Origin of the sequence: Methanobrevibacter filiformis (assembly GCF_001639265.1) — an archaeon.
Taxonomy (GTDB): Archaea; Methanobacteriota; Methanobacteria; order Methanobacteriales; family Methanobacteriaceae; genus Methanacia; species Methanacia filiformis.
This window is the reverse complement of the sequence record NZ_LWMT01000098.1, coordinates 35,676-51,078: the sequence shown is the minus strand read 5'-3', so window position 1 is coordinate 51,078 and position 15,403 is coordinate 35,676. Positions and strand designations below refer to the sequence as shown.

Annotated in this window: 11 protein-coding genes; 6 read left to right on the top strand and 5 right to left on the bottom strand. The window is 25.2% G+C overall.

Features of this window, described 5'->3' with window-relative positions:
- The first annotated feature begins 108 nt into the window (after positions 1-108).
- The 6 genes from MBFIL_RS03530 (at position 109) to MBFIL_RS03510 (ending at position 10,754) form a co-directional block, all read left to right on the top strand.
- Complete coding sequence (locus MBFIL_RS03530; RefSeq protein WP_066971556.1) at positions 109-2,169, top strand: Ig-like domain-containing protein; 2,061 nt, start codon at positions 109-111, stop codon at positions 2,167-2,169.
- Between the two features lie 638 nt (positions 2,170-2,807).
- The gene (locus MBFIL_RS03525) at positions 2,808-4,439 is read left to right on the top strand and encodes a right-handed parallel beta-helix repeat-containing protein (protein WP_066971554.1); all 1,632 of its coding nucleotides are present in this window, start codon (positions 2,808-2,810) and stop codon (positions 4,437-4,439) included.
- Between the two features lie 287 nt (positions 4,440-4,726).
- On the top strand, positions 4,727-6,526 hold the full coding sequence (locus tag MBFIL_RS03520; RefSeq protein ID WP_157078633.1) for a right-handed parallel beta-helix repeat-containing protein: 1,800 nt from the start codon (positions 4,727-4,729) through the stop codon (positions 6,524-6,526).
- 154 nt (positions 6,527-6,680) lie between these two features.
- The gene (locus MBFIL_RS03515) at positions 6,681-8,405 is read left to right on the top strand and encodes a right-handed parallel beta-helix repeat-containing protein (RefSeq protein WP_066971550.1); all 1,725 of its coding nucleotides are present in this window, start codon (positions 6,681-6,683) and stop codon (positions 8,403-8,405) included.
- A 219-nt stretch (positions 8,406-8,624) separates the two neighbouring features.
- Positions 8,625-8,894 (top strand): nucleotidyltransferase domain-containing protein, encoded by a 270-nt coding sequence (locus tag MBFIL_RS11225; RefSeq protein ID WP_084266283.1) that lies wholly within the window; start codon positions 8,625-8,627, stop codon positions 8,892-8,894.
- Positions 8,895-9,170: 276 nt separating this feature from the next.
- On the top strand, positions 9,171-10,754 hold the full coding sequence (locus MBFIL_RS03510; RefSeq protein WP_066971548.1) for an ATP-binding protein: 1,584 nt from the start codon (positions 9,171-9,173) through the stop codon (positions 10,752-10,754).
- Positions 10,755-11,187: 433 nt separating this feature from the next.
- On the opposite strand, the gene xth is transcribed toward MBFIL_RS03510, so the two are convergent.
- The 5 genes from xth to MBFIL_RS03485 form a co-directional block, all read right to left on the bottom strand.
- The gene (gene xth / locus MBFIL_RS03505; RefSeq protein WP_066971546.1) at positions 11,188-11,964 is read right to left on the bottom strand and encodes an exodeoxyribonuclease III; all 777 of its coding nucleotides are present in this window, start codon (positions 11,962-11,964) and stop codon (positions 11,188-11,190) included.
- 12 nt (positions 11,965-11,976) lie between these two features.
- The gene (locus MBFIL_RS03500) at positions 11,977-12,696 is read right to left on the bottom strand and encodes a metal-dependent transcriptional regulator (protein WP_066971545.1); all 720 of its coding nucleotides are present in this window, start codon (positions 12,694-12,696) and stop codon (positions 11,977-11,979) included.
- A gap of 192 nt (positions 12,697-12,888) precedes the next feature.
- Entirely contained in the window at positions 12,889-13,569 is a 681-nt protein-coding gene (locus MBFIL_RS03495; RefSeq protein ID WP_066971544.1) for a TIGR02253 family HAD-type hydrolase, read from the bottom strand.
- A gap of 173 nt (positions 13,570-13,742) precedes the next feature.
- A complete protein-coding gene (locus tag MBFIL_RS03490) occupies positions 13,743-14,426 on the bottom strand; it encodes a DNA polymerase domain-containing protein (RefSeq protein WP_066971543.1) in 684 nt (227 codons plus the stop codon).
- Positions 14,427-14,799: 373 nt separating this feature from the next.
- Positions 14,800-15,183 carry a 30S ribosomal protein S8e gene (locus tag MBFIL_RS03485; RefSeq protein WP_066971541.1) on the bottom strand — a complete coding sequence of 128 codons (384 nt, stop codon included), beginning with the start codon at positions 15,181-15,183 and terminating at the stop codon, positions 14,800-14,802.
- Between the last annotated feature and the right edge of the window lie 220 nt (positions 15,184-15,403).

Here is a 15,403-nt window from a genome sequence, read left to right as displayed (position 1 = left end):
TAATCTGTTGATAAATTTATTAAATAGAAAATATTTATATGATGTAATTACTATACATAACGATAATTATATCAATATAATAGTTTTATACTACTTGAGGAGGCTAAGATGATTAAGAAAATATTCATTTTTATATTGCTTATTACATTAATATCTATTTCACTTGGAGGTGTAAATGCTTCAGGAACTGAATATATTAATGATGCTACAATTGAAGGAATTAATGGAGCTATAGGAGATATTAATGATTATGATACTATTTATTTAGAACCTGGAACATATTTTGGAAAAAATAATACTAATATTATAATTAATAAAACAATCACTTTAATTGGAAATACTAATAATTCAACAAAGGTTATTATTGATGGTGAGGGTACTAACCAATTGTTCAAAGTAACAAGTTCTGGTAATCTAACTTTAATAAATATGACTTTAGCAAATGGATTTGTTGATGGAAATGGTGGTGCTATTTATAATGAGGGAGACTTAGCTGTAAGTAATTCTAATTTTGTAAATAATGTTGCAACTAATTTAGGTGGGGGAATTTTCACATTAGGTAATTCTAGTATTCTCTCATCTAATTTTACAAATAATACTGAAGCTATTTACATTAATGGGAATGATAATAGTGTTTTATCCTCTAATATTCTCAATAATTTAAAAGGTATAACTATTTCAAATGCTGCTAATGGGACAATTATTAACTATAATCGTTTATTTAATAATACTGCTTTAGGATATGATTTAAATAATGGTGGTAATAATACTAATGCTAATTTGAACTGGTGGGGTGCGAATTCTATAGCTTCAAATCAAATCAAAAATACTGGTGAAAATTTTGATAACCAATATTGGTTTGTTCTTCAATTAAGTTCTAATGACAAGAATTATCATGTTAATACAACTGAATACTACACGAAATTAACCACTTACACTTTAACTTATAACATATCAACTAACTTACCTACTGCATATGATCGTTTGAAATTAGCACTATTTAATGTCACAGTCATATGTCCATTTAATAATGTATGGTCGAGATATAGTAATGATATTACTCCTCAGAAGGGTTCTTTTCAATTAGCTAACATGACTGCAAGTAAATATAATTTAGATTATCACATGCCCTTTGGTGATTTTAATGTTAATGGAACTAATGTTTTCACAATGAAGGCATTTGTAGATAATGAATATTTAGTTTTAAATCTGAATTATATTTCATCTAATCTAAGTGTTGGATATTCAGATAATAACTCTGGAGAGACTGTAGAGTTAATAGCTAATCTTACAACTGTTTCTGGTACTCCTATTTACAATAAATATGTTGAATTTTGGATAGAAAATGTATATGTTGGTACTAATAAAACTGATCAGTTTGGAATAGCTAGACTGCAATATAAACCAACTATAAATGGTTCTTTCAATGTAAAAGCTATATTTGAGGAAGATGGTTCTTATGGAGAATCTGATGATAGTACATTAGTTGTTTTATCTAGTTTAAATACGCGGGAATCTCAAAATAAAACACAACTATCTATTTTAAAAGTTAAAAATGTAGTTTACGGAGAATTAACTGTTCTAAAAGCTAATTTAACTAATGAAAATGGTAAAGCAATTCCTTCTAAAACTATTTCTTTCTATGTTAACAATAAATTAGTTGGTACAAATAAAACTAATTCAAAAGGCATAGCTATTTATAAATACAAAGTTAAAAAAACAGGCACACTAAAAATTAAAGCTACTTTTGCTGGTAATGCAAACTACATAAAATCAACTGATGAAGATAAATTAACAGTACCTAAATTAGCTATTATAAAACTTAAAAATAATATTAAAAAAGGTAAAGGTAAAACTGTAAAATTACATACTATATTATATAATATAGGTCCAGATAAATCAAGCTTTAAAATTCCAATCAAGGTTACTAAAGGACTTACAGTTACTAAAGTCTGGTATAAAAATAAAAAAATGAAAGCAACATTTAACAAAAAAACAAAAACAATAAATTGGACAATCAAAAAATTAGGTATTACTAAAAAACATACAACTTGTGTTATAGTAACATTTAAAACAGATAGAAAGGGTAAATATTCAATTGAACCAATTGTTAAAAAAGTAAAAGGGCTTGTAGTAAGTTCTAACAATAAAGTTACTTTTAAAGTTTAATTTAATTAGAAAAAATTATTTAATCTTTTCTCATTTCTTTTAAATATTTTTCACAAGTCCTATTTTTAAATTTAGCAGGAGATTCAGCAGAATATATAGCCAAGCACGAAATTTTTGGCAATAATTATATTTTTTTATTTAGTTAATATGTCTTTATTCCCAATATAGAGAATAAAATAATCTATTTGGAATTTATTAATATTGCCAAAAAATCGGTTTTCTACTATAAAAACTCAATATGTTGATAAGTCTACATAAATTCTTTGCAAAGAAAACACAACCATATAAATATTGGAATCTAAACAAACCGTAAATCATGCAATACAAAGATTTTTATCAACGCACAATTAAAACATTAAAAATTCTTAACATTGCAATAGTGATATAGCATAGAATGTTTTCCATCAAATCGAAAACTATTTATATGCATAACGAACTCTACCATTATATGATGGGAGATTGTTTACAAAAAATTATTATTTAAATCAGTAGTGATATGCACATATATGATTTACATGTGTATTGTTATGTAATCATTATTTATAATTTATACACATATCTTCTGTTAACTTTTATATTATTAAATTTATATTAGAGGAGTTGATTAAATTAAAAGAATAAATAAAATATTATTCTTAATGGTTCTACTCGTAGCAATTGGATCATTAACATCCGCAGTTTCTGCAGCACAAATTAACGTAACTTCAGGTGCAGATATCGCTGGTCTTCAAGGTCTTTATGATAATGCTGCAGATGATGTTGAGATAATATTCAATAATGGAACTTATAATGATGTTAAGTTAGTAGTTAACAAAACCGTTAAGATTCATGGTAATGGTGCAACATTAAATGCTAATGGTACTGCACCTATATTTGAAATTAAAACAGGTGACAAAGCAGAATTGTATAATAACATTCAGATATACAATTTAACATTAGTAGGTAGTACTGCTATTACTGTAAGAGGTGGTACTGATATAAGTTTAAAAAGTCTCACATTAACTGGAAATAACATTAGTACTGGATATGGAATTGATGCAAAACAAGGAGTAAATGGACTATTTATTGATAATGTTAGTGTAATTGGATTTAGAGATGCTTTAGGTGTAGGTGGAGGATTAAATACTATAATTAGTAACTCTACTTTCAAAGATAATGGTAGAAATGCAATGTCTTTCTTCCAAAATGCAGCTAACATAACTGTTACAAATAACATATTAGATAATGCATCATTTGGAATCTTCTATGGTGGAGGAGTTAAGAATGTTGTAATTTCTGGAAACACTATAACTAATATGACTTGCCAAGCAATAGCTTTAGTTAAAGCTGCTAATAGTACTATAATTGCAAATAACACTATTACAAATAACCAAATAGGACTTATTATAAAAGCTGGTGATGAAAACCACGGTGAACCTACTGATGTAAATGATATATTTGTTGATAATAATACTATTGCTGATAATTACTTAATAGGAATTCTTTTAGAAAATATTCCTGAATTTATTTTAAATAGTAGTAAACTTAACATCACTGTTAATAATAACATAACTAATAATGGTATTGGGTACAAAGAAAATTATTATGATTTGCAAACAGGTTCTGGTTGGAGTAATGAAATAGGAACTGCTTTTAATGTTGTTAAAACATATTTGCCTGGTACATCTCTTGAACCAATCATATATGTTACTGTACAGGTTCCTGTAGAAGTTATTAAAGAAGTTATTAAAGAGGTTCCTTCAAATGCTACTGTTGTAGAAGTTATTAAAGAGGTTCCTGTAGAAATTATTAAAGAGGTCATTGTAGAAGTTATTAAAGAAGTCCCTATAAATGTTCCTGAAAATGCTACTATTGTAAATGTTACTAAAGATGTTATTAAAGAAGTTATTAAAGAGGTTCCTGTAAATGTTATTAAAGAGGTTCCTGTAGAAGTTATTAAAGAGGTTCCTGTAAATGTTCCTGGACCTAAAGAAATTAAAACTAAAAACGTTCAAGCTATTGTTGTCCCTACAGTTAAAGTTTCTAAAGCTACAATTAAAAAAGGTAAAAAAGTAACTATTACTATTAAATTAAAAAACTATTCAAAAACAAAAACTGGTAATTTATCAGTAGCTGTAAGTAAAACATCTAACAAAAAATCTGCTATAGTCAACGGTAAAAAAACTAAAACTATTAAATTTACTGTAAAAATTACTAAAAAAGGAACCAATAAAATAGCTGTATACTTAAATGGTGTAAAATTCACTACCCTTAAAGTAAAAGGTATATAAACTAATATGAATTAATTACAACCATTATACTTCCTTTTTTTATTTTTTATGTACTATTAATTTAAGCTAAATTAAATTAATTTAAACATATTATTGATTCATTAGACTCAATAACTCTTTAAGTTAATTTAAGTTAATTTAAACTATTAACAAAACAAATTAATTAAACATTATAAGGATTAATGCAAATTTAATTTGTAATAGGAGGAATTAAAATATTTTCAAAATTTAATATATTGTGTTGTTTTAGTATTGTTTTATGTTTATTATTATCTTTATCAAATGTAGTGGCTACTGAACTCACAATAGATTTTGATGATACGGGGATGCCTGATAATATAAACACTATACAAAGTATTATTGATTCTGCTATAAATGGAGACACTTTAATTTTTAAAGGGTTATCTTATGGACATATTTATCTTACAATAAATAAAGCTTTAAATATTATCAGTGATGTTGGAACAACACTTTCATCTTGTCCAAGTAACTCTGATAAGCCAATATTCACAATAAATGAAGGTGGAAGTGGTACTAATATAACTGGATTCACCTTTATGTCAAAATCAGAAGACAATATTGCAATATTTTTAAACAACACTAAAAATGTATTAATTAAAAAAAATAACATATCTGGTTCTAAAATAGCTATTGATGCTGTTAACTCTAATTATACAAAAATAATTGGAAATACAATTACAAACAATAAAGATGGAATAATTTTTGAGAAAAACACTACTAATAACGAAATAACTGAAAACAATATTTCAAAGAATAAAGAACATGGAATTATTTTTGAAGGAGGAGAAGAGTCTACTCATAACAATATTAAAATTACTTATAATTATCTAAATGATAATGAAAAAGGGTCTGGAGTATACATCAATAGTAACTTTCCAAACATGAATATATCAAGTAATATGTTGACAAATAATGAGAAACATGGAGTATACATGGGTTATGGAGCTAATAAAACTGATGATTCAATTGCAATCAATAATAATTATATAATGAACAACAGAGGCTTCAATGATTTTGAAGTTCAAAGAGTAAATACTTCAGATGAAGATAGGTTAGTTTTAAAAATGGGATATAATTTTTTCGGTACACAAATAAGAAGTTTGATTTCCCTTTGTGCAAAAACAAGTACAGGACTTATGGGGACTGAAATAAAACAAATATCCAATGGATTATACAGATTATCTTATATAAATTCAGATAACAAATCATTAATTGAAAATATCATACCTCACTATGTGAAAGTTTATCTTAATAAAGAATCCACTAATGTTTATGTTGTAAATGGAACTGGAATAATTGATTTTAGAGAATCTGAATTTAAAACGACTGGAAATGAAGTATATACTTATTATAAGTATAAAGATGCTATTAACATAAATGATGGTGATGTACCTAAAAAATCACTTGATATTTCAACAACAGCTAATAAATTAAATGTGAAAAATGGTGATTTAGTTCAATATACAACTACTGTGAAAAATAATGGGGATAAAAAAGTTCAAAATATTAATATATCAAAAATGATTCCTAACTTTAACATAAATAGCTATAATGTTAATATTGGAGAATTTGATAAAAAAACAGGTCTTTGGAGCATTCCTATATTGAAATCAGGAGAAATAGCTATTTTAAAAATAGATTTAAAAACAAATAAGGCAAGTACTTATAAAACAGCATCTACTTTAACTGGGGATGGATTTAACTTAAAATCAAATGAACTATCTTTAAAAGTTGAAGATTATGTAAAGTTATCTTCATCAAATAAAATTAAAAAACCGCAAATTAAGAAAAACAAATCCACTTTCCTTATTTCTACTATTAAAAATAGTGGAACTATAAGTTCTAAATATTTAAAAGTAAAAGTACAGCTACCAAAAGGGGTTAAATTAGTCTCTGTAAATTATAAAAACAAATTTAATAAGAACACTAAAACGTGGAAAATTAAAATACCTTCTAAAAATGGAATTACACTTCAAATGAAAGTTAAAGGCACTAAAAAAGGTAAAAATAAAGTTGTCTTTAATGTTAATGGAAAAAAAGAAACTAAATATTTGGAAGTATATTAAACAGATATTTATGGTGTTAAACTCACTTTAGATAATTATAAATAGATTATCAATAATAAATATAAATAGCTAATAGTTATATGGGATGTAAATAGTTAATTATGTATAAATCTAAATTAAATTGTGTGCTTATGATAAATAAAGGGTTGATTTCATGAGATGTGAATTATTAGTATTAGTAATATTTCTGATATTTTTATTACCTAATGTTGCATCAGGAGCAATTATTCAGGTAGATGATTCTTCAAAATATACTAATGTTAATGAACAAATACAAAGTATTTTAGACAATGCATCTTCTGGAGATACCATTGCTTTTAATGGGAAAAAATATGAAAATTTGACTTTATCAATAAACAAAAAATTAAACATAAAAACAAATGTTGAAACATCAATAAAAAATTCAAACAACAATAATGCTATATTTTCTATTAATGGATCTAAAGCTTCAGGAACAACAATATCTAATTTTTCATTGTATAATGAATATGGATCTACTATTAATTTAAACAATACTAAAAATATCAATATATCTAAAAATAAATTAACCTCTTCTAATAGCTATGGTATATCAATTAGAGATAGTTCTAATATTAATATCAGTGGTAACACTATAATTAATTCAATTGAGGGATTAATAGCTATAGATAGTAATAATATTAATATAAAAAATAATAATATTTCTAAAAATAACATTGGAATTGATTTAGCAAATATAAAAAATATAGTAATTAGTTCAAATAAAATAGATAATAATAAAAATGGGATAATATTATCTAATATTGTATGGGTTGATGTTGTTAATAATGAAATTATGAATAATAACGAATCTGGTATTCATATGGGTAGTTCAATAAAGGATTTAAATATAAAAAACAACACAATTAAAAATAATTATTATGGGATAAGACTAGATTCAACTACTAACAATGGATTAACTATAAAAAGTAATACTATAACTGAAAATCATGAGGGTATTAGCTTTGGTTTTAAATATGTTGATACTACACACAAAGACATATCTTCAAATGTTTTATATAAAAACTCTGGAAAAGAGGTAGAATTAATTGAATCAAATTATGCTACTATAACTATAGGATCAAATTGGTATGGTTCAAATGATTGGGGTTTTGTAAACATCTGCCATAAACTTAAAACAGATTTAATTCGAGTGGACCTTGTAAATATGAAGGGAGGATTGTTTGCTATTAGATTTTATGATGAAAATGGTAAAGTAGTAACTGATTTACCTTCAGTTAATTTAATTTCTATTTTAAATGGGAAAAACAAACAATCCTTATCTACCATTAATGGTGAAGCTATTGTTAATTATAGTAGTGAACTAGATTTATTATCAAATCAAGATAATAACATTGATTTTTATGTGGATAATTTTCATGATAAAAAAACCATAAAAAAAGAAGATTTATATCTTAAAGATAATGGCAAGGGTAATAATGGAATAGGTGCTGCTGGGGATGGTAGTGGCTCTAATGGCAATGGTACTAGTGGAATAGGTGGTAGTGGAAAGAGTAATAATGGCTCTGGAGATGATACAAATGTTACGGGAGTTTTTGGAACTGATAAAGGTAAAACAGATAATAATTTAGATAAAATTAATGGTGGCGAAGATAAAACTAAAGGTGAAACACTTAAAAAAGAAGGATCAAACATTAACTCAGCAGGTGCAAAATCTACTGCTGCTGCTAAATCTAAACCTGTTGTTGCTAAAGAGCTAAGAATTAAAGATAATACTAAATTTAGAATTAAAATTGATTATTATGTAATAGCTATTATTACAATATTCCTTTTTTTATTTATTATTGTAGGATATATTTCAAATTATTTCAAAGCAAATAGAATGGAATTTAAACAATAACAAGAATATTCTATAAATTAAAGAATATATATTTTATTTGCATAAGTTTCACAAGTCTCAATTTTTAGTCCAATGCTCAGTTAAACACTATAAATTAGAAAAACAAGTAAAATATCATAGCTATAAATTTTCAATAATGTCAAATTAAGATAAAAATTCATTTTAAATCCTTTAAATACTGAATTTTATTGTCTTTATAGTATTTATATTATTTAATAAATTATTTATATTATAAAAAATAGATTAAATAGTGATAAAACGAATCGTAAACAAATAGCTATTGATTTTCCTAATCCTTTAAATCACACTGAAATTGAGAAGATTATCTTATTTGGCTCTGTTGCTCGTGGAGAGGATAACGGGGAATTAGATATAGATATTCTTATTATAACAAAAAAGAGAATGATGATATTAAGATTAAAAGAGATATTTATAATAAAGTTTTTAATATTCTCATGGATATGGGTGAGAGAATTTCCATTAAAATGAGACATTTAAATCAATATAACTCTAATCTTGACTTTCTATTTTATGTAAATGTTGAAAGAGAAGGTATTGTCATAAAACAATGAAATTATTGAGATATTTATGGATAAAACATACCAAAAAAGATTTAAATAATGAAAAAGAGTTCATTGATGGGTGTATGAAATTTTTATAATTCAAAAGAGAATGAGGTAAATTTTTAACAGAACCTAAATATTTAAAGCATTTAAATTTAATTAAATGGTATTTTAAACTCTAAATAGAATATAAGTGATAACTATGAAAGATTTACCTTTGGATATTGGAACATTTTCTAACTTAATTGAAAATGATTATATATATGTAGATAAAACAAAATTTATTCATGAGATATATAAACCTGGTAAAAAGTTTTTTTTATCACGTCCTCGCCGTTTTGGTAAATCACTTTTTGTTAGTACGTTAAAAGAGCTTTTTAAAGGGAATAAACAACTTTTTAAAGATTTATACATCTATGACAAATGGGATTGGGATGAAACATATCCTGTAATACATTTGGATTTGAGTGTAGATAGTACTAGTTCTGATGAGCTAAAAAATTCTTTAAATGATTTAATAGAAAGAATAGCTAGAGATTTCTCAGTTAAACTTTGTGGTTCTAATTTAAAAAGTAGATTTGGAAGTCTAATCATAGAAATTCATAAGAAACACAATCAAAATGTCGTGGTTTTGATCGATGAGTATGATAAACCTATAATTGATAATATTACACATTATGATTTGGCAGAAGCCAACAGAAAAATCTTAAATAACTTTTACGGTGTTTTAAAGTCTAATGACGAATTTATTCAGTTTATTTTTTTGACTGGTGTTACTAAATTCTCTAAGACTTCTATATTCTCAGGTCTTAATAATGTGACTGATATCACTCTTACCTGTCCTAATATTTGTGGTTATACTCAAGAAGAATTAGAATATTATTTTAAAGAATATGTAGTTAAATTTACTAAGGATAATAATATTTCTAACCTTCACTTGTTGTCTTTAATTAAAAAATGGTATAATGGTTATTCATGGGATGGTGAAAATAGGGTGTACAATCCTTATTCTATTTTATCCTTATTTTTCAAAGGTCAGTTTAACAATTATTGGTTTGAAAGTGGAACACCTTCTTTTTTAATAGATTTTATCAGAAATAATAGCAATATAAATGTTTTATTTAATTCAAATAAGATTATTCGTGGAGAATTTCCTAATTTTCATTTAAAAAAGCTTGATTTCACCACATTATTATTGCAAACTGGTTATTTAACTATTAAAGAAGTAGATATTGTTGTAGGTGAGCTTCCTTCATACACTTTAGATATTCCAAACAAAGAAGTTAATGATTCTTTATTTACTTCAATAATTACAGATTATACTAATGAGGATAGTGAGGATGTTATTTCTTTATCCAGTAAAATTTTAAATGAAATTATTAAAATAGATAATAATGGTTTGCAAAATTCATTTAACAATTTAATTAGCAGTATTCCATCATTATTATATGGTAATATTAAAAAAAAAGATTTAATTGAGTCTTTTTATCATGGTATGTTACTTTCATGGTTTAAGTTAATGGGGTTTTTTATAGAGGGTGAAGTTTTAACTTCTAAAGGGAGGCTTGATGCAGTTCTTAAAAAAGGAGATCTTATAATCATTATTGAAATTAAATATAGCTTAACTGAATCTTTAGATAAATTGATAGATAAAGCAATTTCACAGATTAAGGATAAAAAATATTATTCACCCTACATAGATTACAATGTTGTTCTACTTGGTGTTGCATTTGGAGACCGCTCAGTTAAATCTCATGTAGAATCATTAAATATTCAAATGATGTAACTCAGTAGAAAATATTTATTCACATTATACTCTCCTATCTTTTAATATATGTCCATGACATTTTCAATTGCTTATTTTTATGTGTTGATTAAATGTTTATTTTCCATTTTAATTATTATATTTGCTCTCAAGTATTCTTAAATTTATAAAGCATATTATTAAGAATTATGTCATTTAGCTAAATGACAAAAATATTCCTTAAAATTATTAATAAGTTTGATTAAAAACTATGTCATTTAGCTAAATGACAAAAGCCTTATTATAAATTATATTATTTTTATTATTTCTGATAGTATATACAGTAAATATTATTTTTATTATTATTATTGAAAAAAGTAATACTTTATATATTAAGACTACTCTTTTTTTTAAAGTTTGAAATGTTTGTTTTATTAGTACAATCATTTTGCATGGTTAGAATGCTGAAAATAAATTAAGGTAAACTTATAGTAACTCCAATAGGGCAGTGATCAGACCCCATAATATCAGATAAAATATAGCTATTTTTCACATTATCTTTAAATTCTTCATTAACAAAGAAATAATCAAGTCTCCAACCTACATTTCTATTTCTTGCTTTTGTTCTATAGCTCCACCATGTATAATTTTCACTTTCATTATTAAACATTCTAAAGGTGTCTATGTAACCATTAGATAGGAACTTATCAATCCACTGTCTTTCTATTGCTAAGAATCCTGAAACATGTTCATTTTCTTTTGGTCGAGCTATATCTATTTCTTTATGGGCAGTGTTTAAATCACCACATATTATTAAATTGTTTCCTTGGTCTCGTAAATGATTACTGTAGTCTAAAAACGCATCATAGAAATCAAGTTTGTATTGTAATCTTTCCTCACTCATTCCTCCATTTGGATAATAAATATTTAGGAGTATAAAGTCATCATAATCACATCTTAAAACTCTACCTTCATTATCAAATTTTTTAATATTTAATCCTTTTTCTACTGAGTTAGGTTCAATTTTACTGTATGTTCCTACTCCACTGTATCCTTTTCTTTCTGCTGAGTTAAAATAGCTATTATATTTTTTAATATCTGTTATTTTATCAGGTAATTGGTCGATTTGTGCTTTTGTTTCTTGTATACACACTATTTCTCCAGGTTCTTCATCCATCCATTCTAAGAATCCTTTTTTTGATATTGCTCGAATTCCATTGACATTCCATGATAGTAGATTAATTGTGGTCATGTTATATTTTCCTTAATTTAATTTTAAGAAGATATTATTTGCTAATTCTCTCTTTAGTTCTTTTTTTTGGTTATTTACTTTTATAATGATCTTATTTGATTCCTTCACATTATTTTCAATAATAGCTATTTTCGCCCCAATACATACAGATACCTCACTAAATTCATCTAATGTATTGGAGTTACTTCTTATAAATAAGACTTCTCCTTCATTATTCGCTGTGATTTGTGTAAGTGATAGTAAATTATCAGACCTAATTCCAATTTCCTCTATACTTTCATCATTGTCTAAACACTCTTCACAGTTATTAAAATCAAAATCACATTCTGGAATTAACTGTTTACCTGGGCATTCATCAGGATGTTTCATTAAGTGACACATTGCTCTTTCAGCTTCATCTGATAGAGAATGCTCCATTTCACAGGCTTGTTGATGTATATTTTTTTCGTCAATGTTTAAAACATCTGATAAGAACTTTTCAAGGATTCGGTGTTTTCTTTTAATTTTTTTAGCTATTTTATATCCTTTATCTGATAGCATTGCACCTTTATATGGTTCATAATTGATGTATTCTCCTTGTTCCAACTTTTTAAGCATTTGTGTAACACTGCCAGGGGCTATGTTTAATGATTTGGATATTATGGTAGTGGAAACATAGTTATCACTGTCACTATGATCATATAATACTTCTAAATATTCTTCTATGTTTTCACTTAAGACTTTTTTCGCCATATTGTTCCTCATTATTTAAATATATAGTACTTAATATTTTATTAAGATATATAAAAAAGTTTTGGTTAACCTAAAAATAGCTAATTTGTTAAATCATGAAAATTAGTAAGAAAAATGAAAATGCAACAAGATTATTTCCCTAAGGAATTTAGAGAAATATTTGATTTCTCATTTTTAAAAAGTTTGATTCGTTTATAAAATACTATCTACTTCATCAATATTATCAATTATTTGTATATTTATGTTTTCATCTATTATTTTTTTTCTTTCTTCATCTGTGACTTTTGAATTAACTAAGATTGAAGACATTCCAGCATTTACTCCACCCATTGCGTCTTCTTTAAATTTATTTCCAATCATTATACTGTTTTCTGATGAACAGTTCATGGCATTTAAAGCTTCTTCAAATATCCTTTTATTTGGTTTTTCAAAGCCTACTTCTTCAGATGTTATTATTTTATCAAAAAATGGATGTAAGTTCATTCTAACTAATTTTTCCCATTGTTTTATAGTTATGCCATTTGATATTACTGCTAACTTGTATCCCTTGGTTTTAAGATGAATTAAAACTTCATTAGTACGTGGAAATGGTCTAAGTAAAGCAAATTTCACGTTGTGGTATGTTATCATTCCACTAGCTATTAATTTATAATTTTCTTCACCATAGACAGTTTTTGTTAGAACATTAAAATGTTTATCATAATTTGACCCTTTTTGAGCAATGATTTCTTTTAATAAATTATATGCTTCTTCATTAGTCAAATCCAATCCATTATCTACCATAGCATTAATTGCAGCTTCTCTAGCTATTTTAGCAAAATTTGATGTATCTAATAATGTATCATCTATATCAAAGAACACTACTTTATCCATTCTTACACCATAATCCTTATTTAATTATCTATTATTATCAATCTTATTATCTATTATTATATTTGTTTTTAATTTTTCAACAGTCTTTATATTTGTTTTTAAACTTAATAATATTTTTCAACAGTTTTTCACTGTTTTTAATTAATTTATTTTTAAAATAATATTAATTTAATTTAGAAGAATGCATCTAAATTTGTTTGTTTTTCTTTTTCACTTAATTCAGTCAAGCTTTCTTTAGTGTAGCCAAAGGAAGTCATAATTCTTGTTACTGCAGGGATTAGTTGGTTGTCAATATAGTAATCGGCATCATATGTATATCCATTTATCTCTTCAATAGGGACTGCTCTACTACTTATTGATCCTTTGCCTTTAACAATAATGTATCTTATAATGGATCCTTTTCTAATTTCAGTTCCTTTTTTCTGTAATTGTTCAGCAGCTACAATATGTGGACCGATTTGTTTGTATTCTGAAAGCTTTTTTGTAATTTGTGTGTGTATAATCATGTTGTTAATGTCTACTTTTCCAGTTTTTATATTTTTTAAAGTAGTTTCGATTATTTTAACTGCCTCATCAACATCTCCATTTTTTAAGAGAGCCATAAGAATTGCTTGTTGTGTATTTTTAGCAATAGGTGCCCAATCTCTTCTAACAAGCTCTAATCCTTTTGCAATTATTTTATTGTTTTCAATAACAGCATATCTCTTTTTTGTTACAAAAAAACCTCTTCTATAAAATCCTTCGTATTCAAGCTCCATATTCTCAGGTAAACTTGGATTTAAATAATTCAAGAATTTTCTAGCTCTTTGGCTAATTAATTCTTCGAGATTTTCTTGTGTTTTTGATTCAGTTTCCAAATTCCCACCATTTAATTTGAATAATTAATGCTTAAATCATTATTATAATTATTAATAATATTGTCTATGAAATAAATTCTCTATTATATTTGGATATATGTATATTTAGATATAAATATTCTATCTTTATCTATAATTATTAAGTTTACATATTTATAATTATATTTTATTATATTAGGATATACGAATAAAACTAATTTTAAAATAGGTATTTTCATAGTAATAAATGGCTAAAATAACTTAAAATAAAATATTAATTGTAACTTAATTCAATTAAACAGAAATAGTATTTTTATGTAGCTATTAAGTATTTAATAGCTATTTTAAAATTATAATATGTAATTAATCAAAAATAAGAATATTTATAATGGAATTATTCTTGGATTAAAGTGCCATTAATAACTCCATCTTGACCAGGTCTTGAAGTAACTTTTACTTTTCCCACATTTGTTTCTACAACAGCACCTTTAGTAATAATGTTTCGTCTAACATAGTTTGGGTTAGCTTTGTTTTCAATAACATTTAATATTTCAAGTGTTTGAGATTTTTGATTATTTGTATCAACAACATTTATTTTATTGTTTAAAGCTAATCTTAGTTTTTCGTTTCCACCACGAGTTCTTATTTTTCTTAACCTTTTATCGCCGAGTCTAGTTTCAGCTGGTTCTCTTCCGAGTTCAAATTTCTTTTTTCCACGATTTGCTCTTCTTCTTCCACCACTTGCTTTTCTTGTGGATTTTCCTTGAAATATTGCCATAGTTTCACCTTGATATTTATTTAATTTTATAAATAGATAATCTTCATTAAAAAGATTATGGATAAATAGCTATTATTTATTCTATAGATATTTTAGCTATTTTTATAAGATATTTTCTTTAAATTAATTATAAAAATAAAAGAAAAATAGTCTTTTAAAAAGTATGATAACAAAATATTGGTTTTATTAATATATAAATGTTCTTTTTATTAAATTTAAT